General features: G+C 73.9%; 19 protein-coding genes and 1 pseudogene. 11 read left to right on the forward strand and 9 right to left on the reverse strand.

Annotated elements, in window-relative coordinates; genetic code table 11:
* Nucleotides 1-94: 94 nt before the first annotated feature.
* On the forward strand, nt 95-3,484 hold the full coding sequence (locus ACL02R_RS23150) for a tetratricopeptide repeat protein (RefSeq protein ID WP_412798898.1): 3,390 nt from the start codon (nt 95-97) through the stop codon (nt 3,482-3,484).
* A 116-nt stretch (nt 3,485-3,600) separates the two neighbouring features.
* On the opposite strand, the gene ACL02R_RS23155 is transcribed toward ACL02R_RS23150, so the two are convergent.
* Together ACL02R_RS23155 and mca are read right to left on the reverse strand one after the other, a co-directional pair.
* The gene (locus ACL02R_RS23155) at nt 3,601-3,828 is read right to left on the reverse strand and encodes a hypothetical protein (protein ID WP_412798899.1); all 228 of its coding nucleotides are present in this window, start codon (nt 3,826-3,828) and stop codon (nt 3,601-3,603) included.
* Between the two features lie 4 nt (nt 3,829-3,832).
* Nucleotides 3,833-4,705 (reverse strand): mycothiol conjugate amidase Mca, encoded by an 873-nt coding sequence (gene mca / locus ACL02R_RS23160; RefSeq protein WP_362966253.1) that lies wholly within the window; start codon nt 4,703-4,705, stop codon nt 3,833-3,835.
* A 145-nt stretch (nt 4,706-4,850) separates the two neighbouring features.
* Between mca and ACL02R_RS23165 the strand changes: the two genes are divergently transcribed.
* Nucleotides 4,851-5,270, forward strand: a complete 420-nt coding sequence (locus ACL02R_RS23165) for a DUF4307 domain-containing protein (RefSeq protein ID WP_412798900.1) — start codon at nt 4,851-4,853, stop codon at nt 5,268-5,270.
* 216 nt (nt 5,271-5,486) lie between these two features.
* A complete protein-coding gene (greA, locus tag ACL02R_RS23170; RefSeq protein WP_412798901.1) occupies nt 5,487-5,987 on the forward strand; it encodes a transcription elongation factor GreA in 501 nt (166 codons plus the stop codon).
* A 220-nt stretch (nt 5,988-6,207) separates the two neighbouring features.
* Here greA and ACL02R_RS23175 read toward each other — a convergent pair whose 3' ends face one another.
* The 3 genes from ACL02R_RS23175 to ACL02R_RS23185 all read right to left on the reverse strand — a co-directional run bounded on the left by ACL02R_RS23175 (nt 6,208) and on the right by ACL02R_RS23185 (nt 9,593).
* On the reverse strand, nt 6,208-6,453 hold the full coding sequence (locus ACL02R_RS23175; protein WP_412798902.1) for a hypothetical protein: 246 nt from the start codon (nt 6,451-6,453) through the stop codon (nt 6,208-6,210).
* 45 nt (nt 6,454-6,498) lie between these two features.
* Complete coding sequence (locus ACL02R_RS23180) at nt 6,499-8,778, reverse strand: ATP-binding protein (RefSeq protein WP_412798903.1); 2,280 nt, start codon at nt 8,776-8,778, stop codon at nt 6,499-6,501.
* Between the two features lie 107 nt (nt 8,779-8,885).
* Nucleotides 8,886-9,593: a Crp/Fnr family transcriptional regulator gene (locus ACL02R_RS23185; RefSeq protein ID WP_412798904.1), complete on the reverse strand. Its 708-nt coding sequence runs from the start codon at nt 9,591-9,593 to the stop codon at nt 8,886-8,888.
* 127 nt (nt 9,594-9,720) lie between these two features.
* Here ACL02R_RS23185 and ACL02R_RS23190 point away from each other — a divergent pair, with 127 nt between their 5' ends.
* Together ACL02R_RS23190 and ACL02R_RS23195 are read left to right on the forward strand one after the other, a co-directional pair.
* Nucleotides 9,721-10,452 (forward strand): hypothetical protein, encoded by a 732-nt coding sequence (locus tag ACL02R_RS23190; protein WP_412798905.1) that lies wholly within the window; start codon nt 9,721-9,723, stop codon nt 10,450-10,452.
* An 11-nt stretch (nt 10,453-10,463) separates the two neighbouring features.
* On the forward strand, nt 10,464-10,886 hold the full coding sequence (locus ACL02R_RS23195; RefSeq protein WP_412798906.1) for a hypothetical protein: 423 nt from the start codon (nt 10,464-10,466) through the stop codon (nt 10,884-10,886).
* A gap of 187 nt (nt 10,887-11,073) precedes the next feature.
* On the opposite strand, the gene ACL02R_RS23200 is transcribed toward ACL02R_RS23195, so the two are convergent.
* Together ACL02R_RS23200 and ACL02R_RS23205 are read right to left on the reverse strand one after the other, a co-directional pair.
* Nucleotides 11,074-11,802, reverse strand: a complete 729-nt coding sequence (locus tag ACL02R_RS23200) for a MarR family transcriptional regulator (protein ID WP_412798915.1) — start codon at nt 11,800-11,802, stop codon at nt 11,074-11,076.
* A 529-nt stretch (nt 11,803-12,331) separates the two neighbouring features.
* Complete coding sequence (locus ACL02R_RS23205) at nt 12,332-12,673, reverse strand: DoxX family protein (RefSeq protein WP_412798916.1); 342 nt, start codon at nt 12,671-12,673, stop codon at nt 12,332-12,334.
* Here ACL02R_RS23205 and ACL02R_RS23210 point away from each other — a divergent pair.
* From ACL02R_RS23210 to ACL02R_RS23225, 4 genes and pseudogenes are all read left to right on the forward strand, one after another.
* Nucleotides 12,647-13,012, forward strand: coding sequence for a TetR-like C-terminal domain-containing protein (locus ACL02R_RS23210; protein WP_412798917.1), 366 nt, complete (start codon nt 12,647-12,649; stop codon nt 13,010-13,012). The genes ACL02R_RS23205 and ACL02R_RS23210 overlap by 27 nt on opposite strands.
* Nucleotides 13,013-13,108: 96 nt before the next feature.
* Nucleotides 13,109-13,470: pseudogene (locus ACL02R_RS23215) on the forward strand (type II toxin-antitoxin system RelE/ParE family toxin).
* Nucleotides 13,467-13,784: a helix-turn-helix domain-containing protein gene (locus ACL02R_RS23220; protein WP_412798907.1), complete on the forward strand. Its 318-nt coding sequence runs from the start codon at nt 13,467-13,469 to the stop codon at nt 13,782-13,784. The pseudogene ACL02R_RS23215 and the gene ACL02R_RS23220 overlap by 4 nt, the downstream one beginning before the upstream one ends.
* A gap of 92 nt (nt 13,785-13,876) precedes the next feature.
* On the forward strand, nt 13,877-15,883 hold the full coding sequence (locus ACL02R_RS23225; RefSeq protein ID WP_412798908.1) for a thioredoxin domain-containing protein: 2,007 nt from the start codon (nt 13,877-13,879) through the stop codon (nt 15,881-15,883).
* A gap of 19 nt (nt 15,884-15,902) precedes the next feature.
* Here the strand turns inward: ACL02R_RS23225 and trhA are convergent, their stop codons facing one another.
* Nucleotides 15,903-16,547: a PAQR family membrane homeostasis protein TrhA gene (gene trhA, locus ACL02R_RS23230; protein ID WP_412798909.1), complete on the reverse strand. Its 645-nt coding sequence runs from the start codon at nt 16,545-16,547 to the stop codon at nt 15,903-15,905.
* 171 nt (nt 16,548-16,718) lie between these two features.
* Between trhA and ACL02R_RS23235 the strand changes: the two genes are divergently transcribed.
* Nucleotides 16,719-18,554, forward strand: coding sequence for a phosphoenolpyruvate carboxykinase (GTP) (locus ACL02R_RS23235; protein ID WP_412798910.1), 1,836 nt, complete (start codon nt 16,719-16,721; stop codon nt 18,552-18,554).
* An 86-nt stretch (nt 18,555-18,640) separates the two neighbouring features.
* On the opposite strand, the gene ACL02R_RS23240 is transcribed toward ACL02R_RS23235, so the two are convergent.
* Entirely contained in the window at nt 18,641-19,855 is a 1,215-nt protein-coding gene (locus ACL02R_RS23240; RefSeq protein ID WP_412798911.1) for a pyridoxal phosphate-dependent aminotransferase, read from the reverse strand.
* A gap of 159 nt (nt 19,856-20,014) precedes the next feature.
* Here ACL02R_RS23240 and ACL02R_RS23245 point away from each other — a divergent pair, with 159 nt between their 5' ends.
* Nucleotides 20,015-21,289, forward strand: a complete 1,275-nt coding sequence (locus ACL02R_RS23245; protein WP_412798912.1) for an alanine racemase — start codon at nt 20,015-20,017, stop codon at nt 21,287-21,289.
* Nucleotides 21,290-21,348 lie beyond the last annotated feature (59 nt).

Here is a 21,348-nt window from a genome sequence, read left to right on the forward strand (position 1 = left end):
CCGCTACAACGACTTGGTCTCGGTACGCCTCGGAAGTGGCGTGAAGTGACGGGAGGTGGGCAAGGGGCCGGAAAAGTGACCGAGGGGGAATGCGATGCCGGTCCGCACACATCTGTACCAAGAGCGACTGCCACACGAACGGCACCTGGCCGACCTCGACGGCATGCTGGCGCGCGCCGTCGAGGCGGAGGTCCGCCGCTCCGACGGCCGGGTGGACGGTGCCCGGCTGCTCGACCGCGTCCGCTCGGCGCTGCCGGAGATCGTCCGCCCCGCCGAGGAGGAGTACGCCGCCTACGCGCGCGCCGAGGCCGAGAGCGCGCCCACCCGGCTCGGCGAACGCTTCGGCGCCCGCGCGCTCGGCGGCACCGCCGCCGGGGCCCTGGCCTCCGGCCTCGCCGCCCTCCTGCTCGTCGGGGGCATCGACTCGCCCGCCACCGCGTTCGCCGACGCCGTCATCGTCATCGCCGCCGCCTTCGCGGGCTTCTCGCTCCAGGCCGTCGTCGCCCACCTGTGGACGGCCGAACGCAGCGCGGGCAGCCGCAACCAGCCGGGCGGCGTCGAGCAGCTCCGCCTCGCGTGGCGCAACGCCGTGGAGGTCCGCGGCCTGCGCCCGTTCCTCGAACAGCAGCGCGCCGTCGCGCCGCGCCGCGAACCGCTCGCCACCGCCGGTGCGTCCGGCGAGCAGGACGCGCCCGAGCCCGCCGGGGCACCGCCCGCCGCCACCGGCGACCCCGGCGCCCGCCCGCAGCGCCGCCTCGCGCCCCACCGGACCAGGGACCGCGGCGGCGCCGCACGCACCCGCGCCGTCCTCGCCCGCTCGTTCGACCGCCTCCCGGACCGGGGCGACCCGTTCATCGGCCGCCGCGCGCAGCTCACCCGCATCGTCCAGTGGGTCGGCCGCGACCGCGCGGGCACCGACACCCGCCCCACCGTCGTCGTCCTGCACGGCCCCGCCGGATCGGGCCGCACCATGCTCGCCCGCTGGGCCGCCCACGAGACGCGCGAACTCTTCCGCGGCGCCTGCCTCGTGGACCTGCGCGGCCAGAGCGAGGACCCCCTCCCCACCCGCGACGCGCTGCTGCACCTGATGAACCGCCTCGGCGCCCCCCGCGACCAGCTGCTCTTCCGCGAGAGCGGCGGACAGCGGGGCAGGGAGAACGCGGGCCCGAGCGAGGACCCCGGCAGGCTGCGCCGCCTCGCCGAGCGCTACCACCAGCACCTCACCGGCCTGCCCGTCGTCGTCATCCTGGACGACGCGACCGACCCCGAGCAGGTCGCCACCCTCGTCCCCGAGCGCTCCGACTCCCTCGTCCTCGTCACCGCGGCCGAACCCCTCGCGCTGCCCGCCGGCCTCCCCGCGACCGTCCACCACCTGGAGCTGGGCCCCCTCGACACCGCCGCCGCCGAGGAACTGCTGCGCGCCTCCGTCACCGAGACCGGCACCAGCGCCGCCGCCCCCTACGACGAGGACGGCTGGCGCCGCCTCACCGAGCTGGCCGAGGGCCGCCCCCTCCTGCTGCGCCTCCTCGGCGGCGCGCTCGACCACCTCCCGCCCGGCCGGCTCGCCGACGACCTCGCCGCCACCACAGGCACCGACCCCGCGGGCACCGACCCCGCCGAACGGGCCCTCCTCCTGCGCTACGCCCAGCAGCCCGAGGACGCCCGCCGCCTCCTGCGCCGCCTCGCCCTCGTCGGCCGCGCCAGCCTCGGCGCGCGCGCCGCCGCCGCCCTGCTCGACGTCACCGAGCAGGAGGGCGCCCAGGGCCTCGCCGCCCTCACCCGCGCGGGCCTGCTGCACGGCGTACGCGGCGACCGCTACCGGCTGCACGACCTCGTCCGCCGCTTCGCCCGCGCCCGCCTGCACGCCGAGGAGACCGACGAGGACCGCTCCGCCGCCCAGGAACGCCTGATCCGCAGCTACGCCGAGCTGGCGGACACCGTGCTCCGCCTCGTGGACGGCAAGACCTCCACCCGCGCCGACACCCTCCCCGCCGCCGCCGGCGGCCACGGCTTCGGCTCCCTCGACTCCGCGCTGCGCTGGCTCGACGAGGAGACCAGCTTCATCACCGCCACCCTCAGGCACGCCGACCCCCGCGTGGACCGCGACGCCGTCCAGCACCTCCTCGGCGCCCTGTGCGACCACTGCCTGCTGCGCGGCGACCTCTACCGCCTCGGCGAGCTGAACGAGCTGGCGCAGGCGCTCGGCCAGGGCCTGCTGACCCGTTCCGTCCAGTGGCGCACCGGCGTCGCCGCCCGCCAGCTCGGCGAGCTCGACCGCGCCAACTCGACGCTCAGCTCCGTCGTCTCCTCCTACCAGCGGGACCACCACGACGCGGGCACCGCCCGCGCCCTGCGTGACCTCGGCATCACGCTCCAGCACCAGGGCCGCCTGGACGAGGCGGGCGAGAAGCTCCGCGAAGCCCTCGCCCTCCAGCCCGCCGACTCCCTCCCGGGCGACCGGGCCTGGACCCTCCACGCCCTCGCCGCCGCGGAACGCGAACGCGGCCGCCTCCGCACCGCCCGCACGATGCTCTCCGAGGCCCTTCACCTCCACCAGGGCAGCGGCAGCGTCCACGGCGAGGCGTGGACCCGCTTCGGACTCGGCCAGACGCTGCTGCACGGCGGCGACGTCCCCGCCGCCGAGCGGGAGCTGCGCCTCGCGCTCGACCTGTACGACCGCTCCCGCGACGTCCGCGGCGTCGCCTGGGCGCGCACCGAGCTGGGCCTCGCCCGCGTCCACGCCGGTGACCCGGCGGCGGCCGGGGAGCAGCTGCGCGAGGCGCTGGCGCGGCACCGGGAGACGGAGGACGCGCGCGGCGAGGCGTGGACGCTCTACGCCCTGGGCCACGCCCTGGAGGAGTCCGGCGACCCCGCCGGGGCGGTCAGGGCGCTGGAGAGCGCGCGCGGCATGTTCAGCCGCATGCGGGACATCTACGGCCTCGCCTGCGCCCGCCACCACTCGGCGCGCGTGACGCGCGACATGCGCGCCGCCGCCACCGGTTCCCTGCGCAACAGCGGCTTCGCCCGGCAGCTCCTCACCGACGCGTGCCGCGACTTCGAACGGGCGGGCGTCCCCCACGGCGCCGCCTGGTCCCGGCTCGAACTGGCCGTCGTCGACGCGGGCAACGAGCGGTACGGCCAGGCGCTCGGCCTCGCCGACGAGGCGCTCGCCGCCTTCACCGAGGGCTACGGCGAAGGGCTCCCCGACCGGCGCGGCGCCGACTGGGCGCGCTTCCTGCGCGTCACGCTGCTGCCGCTCGCGTCACCCGGCGGCTCGGTCGTGGGCCAGGCCGTCGCCGAACAGGAGCTGGCCGACCTGCTCGCCGACGACCACCCGCTGCGCGACCCGCGCCTCGCCGACGCGGCGCGCAGCTACGCCGTGCTGCTGGAGCGCGGCCAGGGCCCGGAGGAGGGATGGACGGCATGGCGCCTGGGCATGGTGCCGGGCCGCGCCGCGCGTGACGTCTTCGGCGTCGGGGAGTGACGGCGGCGGCCACCGGCCGCCGCACGCCAGATCCCGGACATCCGAAGACGAGAAGTGTTCATCCGGTGACCACGGGTGACCGCGGGTGACCGCCGGTCAGGCCGCCGTCCGCGCCCTCAGGACGCGCGCGACCCCGTACCGGCCGGCTCGCCGTCCAGCGCGCCGCGCTCCGGCTCGTCCTCCGGCACGCTGATCCGGCCCAGATGCCTGCTCATGGACTTCAGCAGGATCCACACGCCCACACCCAGCACGGCGAACACGATGAAGCCCAGCACGCCGGGCGTCACCGTGTACTCGTTCAGGTCCTTCGAAGCGAGGGGCAGCCACGCACTCACATCGTCCATGACGTCAATTCTGTCGGATACCCGCGAAGAGGTCCGACTCGGGTAGGGATGTATCGACACGGGAGACGGCCAGCTCGTAGTCCTCGGTCGGCCAGATCTCCTGCTGGATCTCCATCGGCACCCGGAACCAGCCGCCGTCCGGGTCGATCTGCGTCGCGTGCGCGATCAGCGCCTTGTCCCGTACGGGGAAGTACTCCGCGCACGGCACGCGCGTCGTCAGCGTCCGCTCCGGCATGTCCGACTTGTCCCAGCGCTCCAGCCACTCGGCGTACGGCGACTCCAGGCCGCGCGCCAGCAGCGCCTCGTGCAGCACGACGGTCCGCTGCCGGTTGAAGCCCTGGTGGTAGTACAGCTTCAGCGGCTGCCACGGCTCACCCGCGTCCGGGAACCGCCCCGGGTCCCCGGCGGCCTCGAAAGCGGCCATCGAGACCTTGTGGGTCATGATGTGGTCCGGGTGGGGATAGCCGCCGTTCTCGTCGTAGGTGAGGATCACCTGCGGACGGAACGCGCGCACCAGCCGCACCAGCCGCTCGGTCGCCACGTCGAGGTCCGTCAGCGCGAAACAGCCCTCCGGCAGCGGCGGCAGCGGGTCGCCCTCCGGCAGCCCGGAGTCCACGAAACCGAGCCACTCCTGCCGGACGCCCAGGATCTCCCGGGCCTCCGCCATCTCCTTGGCGCGGACCTCGTGGATGTGCTCCTCGATGTACGGGTCGCCCTGGAGCTTCGGGTTCAGGATCGAGCCGCGCTCCCCGCCGGTGCAGGTGGCGACCATCACCTCCACGCCCTCGGCGGCGTAGCGCGCCATCGTGGCGGCGCCCTTGCTCGACTCGTCGTCGGGATGGGCGTGCACGGCCATGAGCCGCAGCTTCTCTGTCACCAGCTCGGTCCTCGTCATCTCGTTCCGACTGCGCCTTCTATAGTGACTGATGGACCGGGCCGGCTATTCCGGGTGTCCCCAGGGGTTTCCCGCGGCCCGCCCGGCACCCGTCCCACCCGCGTCCGTCCGGCGAGGAACGTACGACATGGCTGAAGCGCGCGCAGGGCTCCCCGAGGGCCGGTACGGCCGCGACCCCTCGGCCGACGCCCGCACCGACCGGCGCCTCAGGGCGACCGGTCTCGTCCTGCTCGCCGTGCTGCTCGCGTTCGTCGGCTGGGCGGGCTGGTCGTACATCTCGGGGCAGCCGGTCACCGGCGAGCTGACCGGTTTCGACGTCGTCTCCGACGCGGAGATCGACGTCAACCTCCAGGTCCGCAAGCCGTCGGACACCGACGGCGTGTGCACCGTCCGCGCGCAGGCCGAGGACGGTCTTGAGGTGGGACGGGCCGACTTCCGCTTCGACGACGACACGGACAGCGTCCACCGCACCGTGACGCTGCGCACCACGGGACGGGCCACCTCCGCCGAGCTGCTGAGCTGTTCCGAGGCGGACGGCGGACGATGACCACCGGCCCGGCCGCGCGGCCGGCGCGCCGCCCCGGTGAAAACCGGTGGCGGTTTCGCGCGCGGCAGCGGAGGGTAATCCTTCCGCACACCGATCGTCGTTGTTAGAGTCAACAGTTCGATCGTTGTTTCGCCCGCCCAGGAGCGTAGCCATCCGGGACGGGCTTCGTTTTTATGTTCCCCGTTCCATCCCCCATCACGTACCCGAGGAGCACCTGTGACCCAGACCAGCGACACTGTCACCTGGCTGACCCAGGAGGCGTACGACCAGCTGAAGGCAGAGCTGGATCACCTGTCGGGTCCCGCGCGCATCGACATCGCCAAGAAGATCGAGGCCGCCCGCGAGGAGGGCGACCTGAAGGAGAACGCCGGCTACCACGCCGCCAAGGAGGAGCAGGGGAAGATGGAGGCGCGCGTGCGCCAGCTGACCCAGCTCCTGGAGACCGCGCAGGTCGGCGCCGCCCCGGCGGACACCGGCGTCGTCGCCCCCGGCATGGTCGTGACCATCGCGTTCGACGGCGACGAGGACGACACGATGGCGTTCCTCCTCGCCTCGCGCGAGTTCGCCACCTCGGACATCGAGACGTACTCCCCGCAGTCGCCGCTCGGCGCCGGGGTGCTCGGCAAGCAGGTCGGCGACGACGCGGAGTACACGCTCCCCAACGGCCGCACCGCCCATGTGAAGGTCCTCGCGGCGAAGCCCTACCAGGCCGCCTGACCCACCCCCGTCCCTGCCCCGACGCGGGCGGGACGACGACGGTACGGGCCCGGCGGCGCGCCGGAGCGGGCGGCGGAGCGAACGCCCCCGGCACGCGGGACACACACCACCGGGCCACCGTCCCCCTTCGCCGCCACGTGGCGGCCCGCCGGTCACGGACCGGCCCCCACAGCCCCGTACCAGGAGCCCTGTGACGGCCGTGCGCCGTCCGCGGGGGGTCTCAGCCTTCCGCGGACGGCGGGGCCGGGGCGTCGTGGTGGACGTGCAGCTCGCCCTCCATGACGGTGTACGCGGTGGCGTGGTCGCGCGCGGTGTTCGTCTGCGCGGGGCCCGGCGCCTCGGCGCCGGGCTCGGCGGGCCCGGTGGACGGACGCGCGCCGACCGTGTTGCGGTGACCGGCCACCACCGGGCCGTTGGCGTCACCGCCGATGCTGATCGTGAACCGGTCGCCCTGGGAAGGCGGCATGGTGGGTTCTCCCTTCGCTGGCGGGCCTGGTCTGGTCCGGTCGGATCAGGACAGGCGGGTCCAGGTGTCGCTTCCGCAGCTGAAGCACTCCCACGACCCGTCGGACCGTTCGGTGGTCAGGACGTCGGCGCTCGCGCCGTCGGCGGCGAGCGAGATCGTCATGTCGGCCTCCCCCAGGGTCGTACCGCAGGTCGTGTCGTCCCACACCGGCATCGTGCCCCGGTAGCTGCCGGAGCCGCCGGTGATCTCCACGACGCTCGAATCGCCGCAGGTGCCCTGCACGTTGAACCGGTACGCGCCGTCCCCCGCCTCGGCGATCCGGAAGACGTTGCCCATCCCGTCCTGCCAGACCCCGGCCAGTTCGCCGGACGCCGACGAGGCCGGGCCGCCGGACGATCCGTCGTCCTGCGCCTGCTGGTAGAGGCCCACGCCGATGACGATCGCCGCGATCGCGCCGATCACGGTGGCGACCAGGCCCGCTCCCATGGCGCCCGTCCCCACCGCGCCCGTCCCGGCGGCGGTGCCGCCCCCCGTGGCGGCACCCCCTGCCGACGCCGTGGCGGAGGAGTGGGCGGCGGTGGCCGCCGGTGTCGCCGGATCGGCGGGGAAGGGCGGGGCGGCCCACGCGTCCGCGCCGGGCGGCGGCCCGGGGTTGACCGCCGACGCCGTGGAGGGGTCGGGGGCGCTCCAGGTCGCCGTGCCCGGGTCGGGTTGGGGTGGTGGTGCGGTGGTTCCCGGGTCGGTCCACGTGGTGGTGCCCGGGTCGGGTTGGGGTGGTGGCGCGGTCGTCCCGGGGTCGGTCCACGTCGCCGTGCCGGGGTCGGGCTGGACGGGCGGCGGCGTGTACTGCTGCGCGTCGAGCGCCGCCCGCACGCCCGCGTCGTCGCCGAGCTGCCGCCACAGCACCACCGCCTCGGCCAGCAGCGCCGCCGCCACCACGCGCCGCCCGATGAGGAGGCAGCGGATGGCCTTCTCGTGGGTGAAGTACGCCGTGGCCGCCGTGTCGCCCGCCCGCCGCGCGGCGTCGTGCCCCTGGTCGAGCAGCCGCCCCCAGACGCCGAAGCGCAGCGACTGCGCCAGGTAAGGGGACACCGCACGCGCCAGCCGTACGGCCAGGTCGGGGCGCCCCTGCCGCTCCGCCAGCGCGGCGGCCAGCTCCAGCGCACGCCCGTGGTCCGCGACCTGGGCCGGTGTGGTCGTCGGCAGTTCCGCCCAGCGGGCGAAGTGGTCGCACAGCCGGTCGGCGGGGTACGCCTCCGGGGACCGGCGCAGGATCTCGGGCACGACGTCGGCGGCGCTCCGGTAGCCGCGTTCCGCCGCCGCCAGCAGGCCGAGCCGTGCCAGCCGGACGCACACCTGCTCCGCGCCCGGAACGCCGCACAGCGCGCCGACGTGCACCGGGTCCAGCCCGGCGCCGTTCAGCGTCGCGAACAGCCGCAGGGTGCGGACGGACGCCGCGTCGAGCCGGTCGAGCAGCAGCGGCAGCAGGCCCGTGACCGCGGCGGGGCGCGGCAGCGTGACCCCGCCGGACGCGTCGGGCGCGGCGAGGCCCGCCGCGCGCAGCAGGAACAGGGGCCGCCCGAGGGACAGCGCGCACAGCTCGTCGGCCGCCGCCCGTTCGCCCTCGGGGAGCGGCTGCTCCAACTCCCGCTCCAGCAGGCGGAGTCCGGACGCCGAGTCGAGACCGCGCAGCTCCAGGTGACCGCTCTCGCCGGGTAACGAGCGCTCCTGGGACGCGAAGACGAACGTCGCGTCGGGCGCGGCGTCCGCGAGCAGCCGCAGGCCCTCCGGGGCGGGGTCCCCGCCGTCCCCGCCGTCCACATAGACGGTGACCCGTATCCCGGCCATCAGGCGCCGCAGTTCGGGCCCGGTCGGCGCGTAACCCGGCGCGTCGTAACAGGCTTCGAAGACCTCCTGGGCCAGATCCCCCGGCTCCCGGTGGGCCGCGTCGAGGAACAGCACGCCGTCCGGGCCGGGTTCGAGGTGGTGGGCCGCGTGCCGCAGCAGGGTGCTCTTGCCGACGCCTGGCGGGCCCCACACCTGCACGAGCCCGTGCGCGAGCAGGGCGTGCCGCAGTCCCGCCAAGTCAGCTCCGCGGCCGACCGGTTCGCGCTGCCGCCGGGGGAGGAGCGCGACGCGGCCGCGCCGCACGGGCGTCGGCCGCCGCTGGGGCGGGAGGACGTTCACCGTCGAACCGTGCGCGTCGATCACCACGTTGTGGTTCCCCGCGATGAACGTCCCCGTCGCGTCGCCGCCGACGTGCACGCGGTGGTCGCTGCCGCCGCCTTCCGGCGTGTCCCCGTCGTTGCCGTCCGTCTCTGCCATGGCCCTCCCCACTTCCCTCACCCGTTGACTCCGCCTGGCACGCTAGCGGCCGACGTGCGCCGGAAAACCGTCGTACGACTGTTTCCGCGCATTTGCTTTACACACGGTCAGGGCCGCGGGCCGAAGGCGATGGCGTTCAGGCGGGCGAGGTCCTCCACCCGCACGGTCCGGTAGCCGGTGGAGATCACCCCCGACTCGCGGAGCCCGCGCAGCACCTTCTGCACGGTCGGCTCGGCGGTGCCCGAGAGGGTCGCCAGCTCCGGCTGGGTGAGGGGCCAGCGGATCACCGCGCCCGCGCCCGACCGTTCGCCGTGGGTCAGCACGATCTGGTGCAGGACGCGGGCCAGCCGGGTCGCGGCGTCGCAGCCGGTGAAGTCGACGCGGCGGGCGTTCGCGACGCGCAGCTTCGAGACGACCGACGCGTTCACCGCCTGCGCGATGCCCGGGTCGCGGCGCGTGCAGCCGAGGAACTCCTCCTGGCTGACGACCCGCGCGACCACAGGCCCGCACGCCGTGACCGTCGCCGACCTGGGCCCGCCGTCCGCCGCCGCCAGCTCCCCGACCAGGTCGCCGCCCATGCGCACGGCCAGCAGCGCGTCCCGGCCGTCCGGCGTCAGCCCGGTCGCCTTCACCACGCCCGTGAGGAGGACGAGGACGAACGTGGTCCGTTCCCCCTCGCGCATCAGCACACGGCCCGCCTCGTACCGCGTGCGCGCGCCGAGCGCGAGGAGCCGGTCGCGGGCCGGCCCGGCGAGCGAGCCGAGCAGGCTCGACGGCGGCCAGGACCGGCCGCGGCCTGGCGTCGTGCCGTCCATGCGTCCCCGCCTCCTGCCTCCCGCCGTGCCACATCGGGCCGATCCAGTATTGCGACGGGATGCCGCCCGTTCAATCGGGGCAGGGTGGGAGCACGCGCACGACGGGCGCACGACGAGGAGGGGCCGTATGGAAGACGTGCCGGAATACCGGGCGTTGCTCGCGGTGGACATCGCGGGCTCCGCGGGCCGCGGCGACGTGGCGCTCCGGCAGATCCGCGACGCGCTGGGGACGGCCCTGCGCGAGGCGTTCGCCCGCAGCGGGATCGACTGGGGGGCCTGCCTGCGGCACGACCTCGGCGACGGCGTACGGGTCGCCGCGCCCGCCGGGACGCCCAAGACGCGCCTGCTCCACCCGCTGGTCCACGAACTCACCGCGCGGCTGCGGGCGCACAACCGGCTCGCCGGGCCGCTCACCCAGGTCCGCGTCCGGATCGCCCTGCACGCCGGGGACGTGTACGTCGGGCCGGACGGCACGGTCGTCGGCCGGCCGCTCGAAGTCCTCGCCAGGCTGCTCGACTCGGTCCCGGCGCACGCCGCGCTGGAACGCGAGCCAGGGGCGACGGCGGCGCTGCTCGTCTCGCGCCACTTCCACGAGGACACGGTGCACCAGGGGCGGCCGGGGATCGACCCGGGGGCGTTCCGGCGGGTGGCCGTGCGGGAGAAGGAGTTCAGCGCGGACGCGTGGCTGCACGTGCCCGCGTACGAGGCGCCCGCGTACGCGGCGGAGCCGTCTCCGGAGCCGGTGCGGGCGGGGGAGGGCGGGGCGGCGGGCGCGCCGCGCATGATCAACAAGGCGTCGGGCCACGGCGCCGTCTACGCGGTGCAGAACGGCACCATGAACATCGGGCAGAAAGGCTGAGGGGGAGTCCCGTGACCGACGAACTGACGCTGCTGGCCGAGGCGGGGGCCCTGGCCGTGGTGACGACGATGGGCACCGACCTGTGGCACGGCACAAGGGAGGCCGTCCTCCGGCTCTTCCGCCGGGGCGACCCCGAGCGCGGCGACGCCGTCGCGGCCCGCCTGGAGGAGGACGCGGCCACGGTGCGGGACGCGACGGTCCCGGACGACGCCCGGCGGGCCCTGGCGGGCGTATGGACCGTCGAACTCGCCGCGCTGCTGCTGCGCGAGCCCGCCTGCCGCACGGCGCTCGCCCGGCTGACCGCCGACGTCGGAGCCGCGCCGGCGGGCGACGGGCGGGCGGCGTCCACGCTGGAGCAGCACAACACGGCGCGCGACTCCGGCACGGTCTACGCCGTCCAGCAGGGCGACCTCCACACCGGCCGGGCCGGCTAGGTGTTCTGACCCGTGTCGTTCGGGTCTTGCCTGGCGCGCGCCGCCGGTCACCGCGCCTCGCCGCGTTGCCGCATCGCCCGGGTACGCCCGGTACGCGTGGCGATCCGGTGCCTCGCGACGCACGGCGTCCGACGACGCGGACCGATCCGCCACGATCCGGACGACACGACCTCACGGGACAGAACACCTAGACGGCGGGGTCCGCGTCCGCGTCCGTGTCCGTCCCCGGTCCGGTGTGGAGGACCTCGCGGGCCTGCTCGGCGGCGCGGGCGATGCTCTCGCCGACGAAGTCGAGGAAGCGGGCCATGTTCTCCAGCCGGACGGCGGCCGGGGTCCCCGGGCCGAGGACGGCGACGCCCTGCCGCGCGGTCTCGACGAGCCGGGCGTTCGACCTCGCGCTGTCGAGCATGGCCTGGAACCAGACGTCGTTGTCGGAGATGTACCGGTCGCGGCGGCGTTCGTCGCGCTCGCGGCGGACCAGGCCCTGGGCCTCCAGGTAGGCGATGGCCTTGAAGACGGACGCGGGGCTGACCTGGAGGTGGCGGACGAGTTCGGCGGCGGTGAGGCTGCCCTCGTCGGTCGTGTAGAGGCAGGTCAGCACCTTGGCGCCCATCTTGGGCACGCCGGTGGCCATCAGGACGGTGGTGAACGTCTCCTCGTACTCCGCCACCGCGTCCGGGTCGCGCCCGTGGGTCCGGGCGGGCGCCTCGGGGCCCTGGGGGGCGGGCTGCCTGCGGCGGCGGGCGCGGCGTTCGGTGGCGCGGTGGGCCAGTTCGGCGCGGTAGGCGGTGGGGCCGCCGTTGCGCATCACCTCGCGCGTGACCGTCGAGGTGGGGCGGTCGAGGGCGCGGGCGATCTCGGCGTAAGCGAGGCCGTCGGCCAGTCCTGACGCGATCTGACGGCCTCGAACTCGCAGAGCCGCGCGATCTGCCGGACGGTCATGGTGGTCGTCCGCAGCACCGTCGCCCCCGACCAGCAGCCGGCGTTCGGGCAGGGCACGCATCAGCGCGACGCCGAGTTGCCCGGCCAGGTGGTTGCAGCACGTCCGCGACCGGTGCAGGGCGCTGGTCCGGCTGCGCTCCCTCAGGGACGTGATCGGCAGCGGAGGCGCGATCAGCGCGAGGGCGTCCGGTCCCGAGAGCCGGCAGAACCGGCTGCGGCCGCACCGCTCGACCGTCACCAACTCGCCGTCGCGGCGCCGCCCCCGCCCTCCTCCGCGAGCACGCTCCTGGCTCCTCGCCTCCTCCGGCACCCCGTACCCGGTCCTGCCGGCCGCCCTCGTCGCGACCGCCGCGATCATCGAGTCCGCCCCCACCGAGGGCGCGATCCTCGCCGCCACAGCCTTCTTCACCGGCGTACCACTGGCAGCGTCAACCAGCCGCCACACACACCCGCACATGACCTGCTCCTCCCGGTCGTGCGGCGGAGGCGAGGTGCCGACGCCGCTACAGCCAGGTCGTCGCCAGCCAGGTGGTGGCGGCCGAGGCGGCGATGAGTGCGAGATTGAGCGCGATCCGACGGTCTCCCCGGCGGAGGTGCACCCCGGTCGCCAGGATCTGCAACACCACGAAGCCGATGGCCGCGACCAGCGCGAGCCCGGTCGCGATCCCGGTCACCGGGGGCAGGATCAGCCCGGCGGCATCGAGGACCTCCACCGCTCCGATGGCCCTGACGACCGGCATGGGCGTGCTGTCCACCCAGGCCATCATCGGCTGCACTGGCCGACCCGCCTGGACCTCGTCCGCGCCTCGGTCGGCCGGATCTGCGGTACGACCGAGCACCCGCAGCCGACCGGCGACCTGCGCGCGGACCTGATCCGCGGCCTGCTCGACTTCGCCGGCGACCTCTCCGAGGGCCACCTGACCCGCGTGCTCGGCGGCGTCTTCGAACGCGCCGGGACCGACCCGGCCGTGGACGAGATGCGCCAGCAGCTCTACGCCGAGGGAGCGCACTCCCTGGAGGCGATCCTCGGCTCCCACCTGCCGGAAGAAGCGGTCGCCCCCTGCGTGGCCCTGCTGGCCGGCGGCGTACTCGTCCGCGTGGCCCTCCAGGGCGCACCGGCGACACGCGACTTCATCGAAGACCTGGTGGACAGGGTTCTCGCCTCGACAGAGCAGCGACGATGACGCCACGGGACACGCGGCACACGGCAGCGGCTCCAAGGCCCGCCGGCCCGGCGTCGGCCACCCTGCAAGAGTTTAGCGTTCGCTATACTCGCCCGTGTGGACGGTCAGTGGGAGATTTTCCTGGTCGATGAGGTGCGTGGCTGGATCGAAGGGCTCGACGACCAGGCGCATGCTCGGGTCGTCCAGGCGCTGGACGCCCTGGCGGAGGGGGGTCGGGGCTGGGCCGTCCTTTGGTGGACACCATTCGTGGCTCGGCATTGGCGAACTTGAAGGAGTTGCGTCCCGGCACGGTGCGTATTCTTTTCGCCTTCGATCCCTGGCGGACCAGCATTCTGCTGGTCGCAGGGGACAAATCCGGGCGATGGAACGAGTGGTACCGGGAGGCCATCCCCCTGGCGGAAGCGCGTTACGAGACCTACGTGAAGGAACGAGCTCAGGAAGAAGGAGAAGGACCATGAGCGGTTACACGCGCTGGCAGGACATCCGCGCCGAGCACGTCGCACGTGCCGGAGGTGAGGAGGCCGTGCGAACCGGTAAGGAGGAACTTCTCGCGGAGATGACCGGCCGTCGTCTGTCCGAACTACGGCGTGCCCGAGGACTGACCCAGCAGGAAGTGGCCGACCGTATGGGTGTCACCAAGGGACGTGTGTCGCAGATCGAGAAGGGCCACATCTCCGGTCAGGACGTCCTTGCCCGATTCGCCGTGGCCCTGGGCGGACGCCTGCACCAGGCGATCTACTTCGATGACGGAGACATCGCGGCCATTGCCTGAGACATGTGGAAAGGCCGTTCGTCCTGCCATGGGTTGCCACGCTATGGGGTCTGCGGCGCAGCCTGCTCGATGCATTGTGGGAGAGTGGCGGTATGAATCGACTGGCCAGCTCCCGGTCGCCTTATCTTCTCCAGCATGCCTCCCATCCCGTGGAGTGGTGGCCCTGGGGGGACGAGGCGTTCGCCGAGGCCAAGCGGCGTGATGTGCCTGTTCTGCTGTCGGTCGGGTATGCCTCGTGTCACTGGTGTCATGTCATGGCGCGGGAGAGTTTTGAGGACGCCGGGGTCGCGGCGTATCTCAATGAGCGGTTTGTCGCTGTCAAGGTGGACCGTGAGGAGCGGCCTGATGTGGATGCCGTCTATATGACGGCGGTCCAGGCCGCGACGGGGCAGGGCGGGTGGCCGATGACCGTGTTCATGACGGCCGAGGGGGAGCCGTTCTGGTTCGGGACCTACCTGCCGCCGCGGCCCGCGCACGGGCTGCCGTCGTTCCGGCAGGTGCTCGAAGGTGTCCACGCGGCGTGGAGCGAGCGGCGTGGTGAGGTGGACGGTGTCGCGGCCAGGATCGCCGCCGATCTGGCGGGCGCCGAGCGTGAGTACGACGCGCCGCGTCCGCCCGGTGCGGAGGAGCTGGCGGCGGCGGTACGGGAGCTGGCGGAGCAGTTCGACGCGGAACGCGGTGGGTTCGGCGGCGCGCCCAAGTTCCCACCGGCGATGACGCTGGAGTTCCTGCTGCGGCACCACGCCACCACCGGCTCGGCCGAGGCGCTGCACATGGTCGAGCGGACGTGTGATGCCATGGCGCGCGGCGGGATCTATGACCAGCTCGGTGGAGGGTTTGCCCGGTATGCGGTGGATGCCGAGTGGGTGACGCCGCACTTCGAGAAGATGCTGTATGACAACGCGCTGCTCGCGCGGGTGTACACCCACCTGTGGCGTGCGACCGGTGCGGCGTGGGCCCGTCGGATCGCGCTGGAGACGGCCGACTTCATGGTCCGCGAACTGCGCACCCCGCAGGGCGGCTTCGCCTCCGCGCTCGACGCCGACAGCGAGCTGCCCGGCGGCGGCCACGAGGAGGGCGCGTTCTACACGTGGACCCGCGCGCAGCTCGCCGAGGCGCTGGGCGAGGGTGATGCCGTACGGGCCGCCGCCGCGTTCGGCCTCACCGGCGACGCGCCCGTGCTGCGGCTGCCGCACCCCGCCGCCGCGCCGCCCGACGACCTGCGCGGCCGGCTGCTCGCCGCCCGCGCCCTGCGGCCGCGCCCCGAGCGCGACGACAAGGTGGTCACCGCGTGGAACGGCCTGGCCGTCGCCGCGCTCGCCGAGGCCGGCGCCTGCTTCGACCGGCCCGACCTCGTCCACGCGGCCACCGAGGCGGCCGTGCTGCTCGCCGAGCTGCACATGGACGGCGCGGGCCGCCTGGTCCGTACGTCGCGCGACGGCGGCGCCGGGACGAGCCGGGGCGTGCTGGAGGACTACGGGGACGCCGCCGAGGGCTTCCTCGCGCTGCACGGCGTGACGGGCGACCCCGTGTGGCTGGCCCGCGCGGGGGCGCTCCTGGAGACGGTGCTGACACGTTTCCGCGGCCCGGACGGCGCGCTCTTCGACACCCCCGACGACGGGGAGCGCCTGATCAGCCGCCCACAGGACCCGTCCGACGGGGCCACCCCGTCCGGCTGGACGGCCGCCGCCGGGGCGCTGCTGTCGTACGCCGCGCTGACCGGCAGCGACCGGCACCGCGCGGCGGCGGAGACGGCGCTCGGGATCGTCACGCCGCTGGCGGGCCGGGCGCCCCGGTTCATCGGCTGGGGGCTCGCCGTCGCCGAGGCGGCGCTCGACGGGCCGCGGCAGGTGGCGGTCGTCGGCCCGCCGGGCGACCCGGCGACGGCGCTGCTGCACCTGGCGGCGCTGCGGGCGACGGCGCCCGGCGCGGTCGTGGCGCTCGGCGGCCAGGGGGAGCAGGAGAACGCGGCGCCGCTCCTCGACGGCCGCACCGCGCGCGACGGCCGGGCGACGGCGTACGTGTGCCGCGGTTTCGTCTGCGAACTGCCGACGTCGGACCCGGCCGCCCTCGCGGGACAGCTGGGCCGCGACACCTGAACGGGACGGGGCCCGGCGGTCAGCCGTGCTGGTAGGCCACCAGTGACACGCCGATGTAGTGCACGATGAACGCGGCCAGCGTGAAGAGGTGGAACACCTCGTGGAAGCCGAACCAGCGCGGCCACGGGTCCGGCCGCCGCAGCCCGTACACGATCCCGCCCGCGCTGTAGAGCAGCCCGCCGACCAGCACCAGCGTCAGCACCGCGCCGCCGCCCGTCTCCAGGAAGTCCGGCAGGACGAACAGCGCCGCCCAGCCGAGCGCGATGTAGCAGGGCGTGTACAGCCAGCGCGGCGCGCCGACCCAGAACACGCGGAACGCGATCCCCGCGAGGGCGCCCGCCCAGATCCCCCACAACAGGATCTGCTCCCGTGCGCCGTCCAGCAGCAGGATGGTGAACGGCGTGTAGGTGCCCGCGATGATCAGGAAGATGTTCGCGTGGTCCAGCCTGCGCAGCAGCCCGGCGACGCGCGGACTCCAATCGCCCCGGTGGTACAGGGCGCTGATGCCGAACAGCAGGCAGGCGGTCAGGGTGTAGACCGCGCAGGCCAGGCGGGCGCGCGGTGTCTCCGCGAGGGCGGTGAGGAAGACGCCCGCTATCAGGGCGGCGGGGAACATGCCGGCGTGCAGCCAGCCACGGAGCAGGGGCTTGGCGAGCGAGGTCATGCCGCAGATGGTACTGGCCTCGCACGTCTCTTCAAGCGCCGCTCACATGAGCCGCTCTGGACACAGACGAGAGAAGCAGGCACTATCAGATGAGCGGGGACGCTCATCCGATGAGCACCCGTGCATTGTGTGCGATTCGCAGAAGAAAACCCTCAACTGTCAGGATCGAACGTGACGCTGACTCCAGCAGCTCCCGTCGCCGCCCACGCCCCGACCCGCCACCGCGACCTGCTCGCCTGGGTGGCGGACATAGCCGCCCTCACCGAGCCCGACGAGATCGTCTGGTGCGACGGCTCGCAGGAGGAGTACGACCGCCTGTGCGCCCTCCTCGTCGAGCGCGGCACCTTCACCCGCCTCGACCAGGAGAAGCGGCCGAACTCGTACTACGCCGCCTCGGACCCCACCGACGTCGCCCGTGTCGAGGACCGCACCTACATCTGCTCCGAGCGCGAGGAGGACGCGGGCCCGACCAACAACTGGATGGCGCCCGCGGAGATGCGGGACATCTTCGCCGGGCGTGCGGGCCTCTTCCGCGGCTCGATGCGCGGCCGGACGATGTACGTGGTCCCGTTCTGCATGGGCCCGCTCGGCTCGCCGCTGTCCGCGCTCGGCGTGGAGATCACCGACTCGGCGTACGTCGCCGTCGCCATGCGGACCATGACCCGCATGGGCGCCGACGTGCTCCGCGAACTGGGGGACGACGGCGCGTTCGTCCGGGCCGTGCACTCGGTCGGCGCGCCCCTCGCCCCCGGGGAGACCGACGTCCCCTGGCCGTGCAACCAGGTGAAGTACATCTCCCACTTCCCCGAGTCCCGCGAGATCTGGTCCTACGGCTCGGGCTACGGCGGCAACGCCCTGCTCGGCAAGAAGTGCTACGCCCTGCGCATCGCGTCCGTGATGGCCAGGGACGAGGGCTGGCTCGCCGAGCACATGCTCATCCTCAAGCTGACCCCGCCCGGCGGCGAGAAGCCGACGTACGTCGCCGCCGCGTTCCCGTCCGCCTGCGGCAAGACCAACCTCGCCATGCTGCGACCGACGCTGCCCGGCTGGAAGGTCGAGACGATCGGCGACGACATCGCGTGGATGCGGTTCGGCGAGGACGGCCGGCTGTACGCGATCAACCCCGAGGCCGGCTTCTTCGGCGTCGCGCCCGGCACCGGCGAGGCCACGAACGCCAACGCCATCGCCACGCTGTGGGGCAACTCCGTCTTCACCAACGTCGCCCTCACCGACGACGGCGACGTCTGGTGGGAGGGCATGACGGACACCCCGCCCGCGCACCTCACCGACTGGCGCGGCGACGACTGGACGCCCGGGTCAGGCACCCCGGCCGCGCACCCCAACGCGCGGTTCACCGTCCCGGCCGCCCAGTGCCCGACGATCGCGCCCGAGTGGGAGGACCCGGCGGGCGTGCCGATCTCGGCGATCCTCTTCGGCGGGCGGCGGGCCACGGCCGTGCCGCTGGTCACCGAGTCGTTCTCCTGGCGCCACGGCGTCTTCCTCGGCGCCAACGTCGCCTCCGAGAAGACCGCCGCCGCCGAGGGCACGGTCGGCGAGCTGCGCCGCGACCCGTTCGCCATGCTGCCGTTCTGCGGCTACAACATGGGCGACTACTTCGGCCACTGGCTGAAGGTCGGCGAGCGCGCGGCCGACCCGGAGAAGCTGCCGAAGATCTACTACGTCAACTGGTTCAAGAAGGACGCCGAGGGCTCCTTCGTCTGGCCCGGCTTCGGTGAGAACATCCGCGTCCTCCAGTGGATCGTGGAGCGGCTCGACGGGCGGGCCGAGGGCGTCGAGACGCCGATCGGCGTGCTGCCCGCGCCCGGCGCGCTGGACACCGAGGGCCTCGGGCTCACGCAGCAGCAGCTCGACTTCCTGCTGGAGGTGGACCCGGAGATCTGGCGGCAGGAGACGGCGCTGGTCCCCGACCACCTGAAGACGTTCGGCAGCCACACGCCCGAGGGGCTGTGGGAGGAGTACCGCGCGCAGGCGGAACGTCTCGGCTGACCTCCGCGCGGCACGAGACGGCCCCCGCACAACGGCGTGCGGGGGCCGTCGTACGTTCCGGTGCGCTCACAAGCAGTCAGGGGCGGTCAGTACTGGGCGTAGCCGTCCAGGAACGAGCCGATGCGCTCGACGGCGTCCGTCAGCTCCGCCGCCGAGGGCAGGGTGACAATGCGGAAATGATCGGGTTCCGGCCAGTTGAAGCCCGTACCGTGCACGATCATGATCTTCTCCGCCCGGAGCAGATCGAGCACCATCTGCCGGTCGTCCTTGATCGGGTACACCGCCGGATCGAGCCGGGGGAACGCGTACAGCGCGCCGCGCGGCTTCACGCACGTGACGCCCGGGATCTTCGTCAGCATCTCGTACGCCGCGTCCCGCTGCTCCAGCATCCGCCCGCCCGGCAGCACCAGCTGCTCGATCGACTGGCGGCCGAACAGCGCCGCCGCCACCGCGTGCTGCGCCGGCATGTTGGCGCACAGCCGCATGTTGGCGAGGATCGTGAGGCCCTCCACATAGTTGCGCGCGTGGTCCTTCGGGCCGCAGACCGCGAGCCAGCCGCAGCGGAAACCGGCCACCCGGTAGTTCTTCGACAGACCGTTGAACGTGAGCGTCAGCACGTCGGGCGCGAGCGCCGCCGTCGAGGTGTGGGTGGCGCCGTCGTAGAGGATGCGGTCGTAGATCTCGTCCGAGCAGAGCACCAGGCGGTGGCGGCGCGCGACGTCCGCGAGCTGCCGCAGCATGTCCTCGTCGTATACGGCGCCGGTCGGATTGTTCGGATTGATGATCACCAGGGCCTTGGTGCGGTCGGTGATCTTCCGCTCGATGTCGGCGATGTCCGGCATCCAGTCGGCCTGCTCGTCGCACCGGTAGTGCACCGCCGTGCCCCCGGCCAGCGACACCGAGGCCGTCCACAGCGGGTAGTCGGGCGCGGGCACGAGCACCTCGTCGCCGTCGTCCAGCAGCGCCTGCATGGCCATCTGGATCAGCTCGGAGACGCCGTTGCCGAGGTAGATGTCCTCGACCGACAGAGGCACGCCGCGCGTCTGGTAGTGCTGCATCACCGCACGCCGGGCGGACAGGAGGCCCTTCGCGTCGCCGTAGCCGTGGGCCGTCGCGACGTTGCGGAGGATGTCCTCCAGGATCTCCGGGGGGCAGTCGAAACCGAACGCCGCCGGGTTGCCCGTGTTGAGCTTCAGGATGCGGTGGCCCGCCGCCTCCAGGCGCTGCGCCTCGTCGAGAACCGGCCCGCGGATCTCGTAGCAGACGTTGGCGAGCTTGGCCGACTGGAGCACCTGCGTCATGCCCGCAACCTTACGGCCGTGTAACGCGACCCGCCGTGTGTTTTCCCCCACGCGGGTGGTGACGCCCTCCCGGCCGGGACGCGCGGGACGCTACGCTCCCAGCCGCGCACGGCACCGCGACACATACCCTGTCCGCCCCCACAGGCCATCGGAGTCGCCATGACCATCCCGCTCGACACGCTCGCCGACGAGATCCTCGACCACCGCTTCAAGGGACTGCCCCCGGACGCGGCCGGCAGGACCGTCCGCGACCTGGCGGCGGAGCGGCGCGACCTGTGGACGGGCGGCTTCACCACACCCGTCCTGACGCTGTCCGCCGAGGCGGTGCGGCACAACCTGACGTCGATGGAGCGCTTCGCGGGGCGGCACGGCCTGGCGTTCGCGCCGCACGGCAAGACGTCCATGGCGCCGCAGCTCTTCCAGCGGCAGCTCGACCACGGCGCGTGGGGCATCACCGTCGCCGTCCCGCACCAGGCGCGGGTGGCGCGCGCGTACGGGGTGCCGCGCCTGTTCCTGGCCAACGAGGTGGTGGACCCGGCCGCGCTGGCCTGGCTCGCCGCCGAGCAGGACGACGACCCCGTGTTCCGCTGCGTCTGCTACGTGGACTCGGCGCGGGGCGTGGAGCTGATGGACCGCGCGCTGCGGGACGCGGGGGCCGGGCGGCCGGTGGAGGTGGTGGTCGAGCTGGGCGTGCCCGGCGGGCGCACCGGCGTACGGGACGCGGCGGAGGCGGCGGTGGTGGCGGACGCGGTGGCCCGTACGGGGACGCTGCGGCTGGTCGGCGTGGCCGGGTACGAGGGCGAGGTGCCGGGCGCGGACGCGGCGTCGGTGCGGGCGTGGCTGGCGGGGCTGTGCGCGCTGGCGGCGGACTTCGATGCGGCGGGGCGGTTCGCCGGGGTGCCGGAGATCGTGGTGAGCGCGGGCGGCAGCGCGTGGTTCGACGTGGTGGCCGAGGTCTTCGAGGGGCTGCCGGGGCTGTCGCGGCCGGTGCTGAAGCTGCTGCGGTCGGGCGCGTACGTCAGTCACGACGACGGGCGGTACCGGGAGGTGACGCCGTTCAACCGCGTGCCGCAGGAGGGGTCGCTGCTGCCCGGTTTCCGGCTGTGGGCGCAGGTGGTGTCGCGTCCTGAGCCGGGGCTCGCGCTGGTGAACGCGGGCAAGCGGGATGTGGCGTACGACCTGGGGCTGCCGGAGGTGCAGGCCGTGCGGACCGTGGACGGTGAGGTGCGCGGCGGGGGCGGGCTGAGCGTGGCGCGGCTGGCGGACCAGCACGCTTTTGTTGTGGGGGACGTCGTGGGGGAGGGGGTGCCGGAGGTCGGGGACTGGGTGGGGCTCGGGATGTCGCATCCGTGCACGATCTTCGAGAAGTGGCCGCTGATCCCGCTGGTCGCGGGCGACGGCACGGTGACCGACTACATCCGCACGTTCTTCTGAGGGCGTACGGGTGGGTGGCCGGGGGGGGGGGGGGGGGGGGGGGGGAGGAGGGGGGGGGG

Source organism: Streptomyces sp. MS19, assembly GCF_047200595.1.
In the GTDB taxonomy this organism is placed as follows: Bacteria; Actinomycetota; Actinomycetes; order Streptomycetales; family Streptomycetaceae; genus Streptomyces.

Coding starts and splice junctions, on each gene's coding strand:
- ACL02R_RS23150 (WP_412798898.1), top strand. CDS start 95: ATGCCGGTCCGCACACATCTGTACCAAGAGCGACTGCCACACGAACGG.
- ACL02R_RS23245 (WP_412798912.1), top strand. CDS start 20,015: ATGACCATCCCGCTCGACACGCTCGCCGACGAGATCCTCGACCACCGC.
- ACL02R_RS23155 (WP_412798899.1), bottom strand. CDS start 3,828: ATGGACGATGTGAGTGCGTGGCTGCCCCTCGCTTCGAAGGACCTGAAC.
- ACL02R_RS23240 (WP_412798911.1), bottom strand. CDS start 19,855: ATGACGCAGGTGCTCCAGTCGGCCAAGCTCGCCAACGTCTGCTACGAG.
- ACL02R_RS23190 (WP_412798905.1), top strand. CDS start 9,721: ATGGAAGACGTGCCGGAATACCGGGCGTTGCTCGCGGTGGACATCGCG.
- trhA (WP_412798909.1), bottom strand. CDS start 16,547: ATGACCTCGCTCGCCAAGCCCCTGCTCCGTGGCTGGCTGCACGCCGGC.
- ACL02R_RS23175 (WP_412798902.1), bottom strand. CDS start 6,453: ATGCCGCCTTCCCAGGGCGACCGGTTCACGATCAGCATCGGCGGTGAC.
- ACL02R_RS23225 (WP_412798908.1), top strand. CDS start 13,877: ATGAATCGACTGGCCAGCTCCCGGTCGCCTTATCTTCTCCAGCATGCC.
- ACL02R_RS23185 (WP_412798904.1), bottom strand. CDS start 9,593: ATGGACGGCACGACGCCAGGCCGCGGCCGGTCCTGGCCGCCGTCGAGC.
- ACL02R_RS23165 (WP_412798900.1), top strand. CDS start 4,851: ATGGCTGAAGCGCGCGCAGGGCTCCCCGAGGGCCGGTACGGCCGCGAC.
- ACL02R_RS23180 (WP_412798903.1), bottom strand. CDS start 8,778: ATGGCAGAGACGGACGGCAACGACGGGGACACGCCGGAAGGCGGCGGC.
- ACL02R_RS23220 (WP_412798907.1), top strand. CDS start 13,467: ATGAGCGGTTACACGCGCTGGCAGGACATCCGCGCCGAGCACGTCGCA.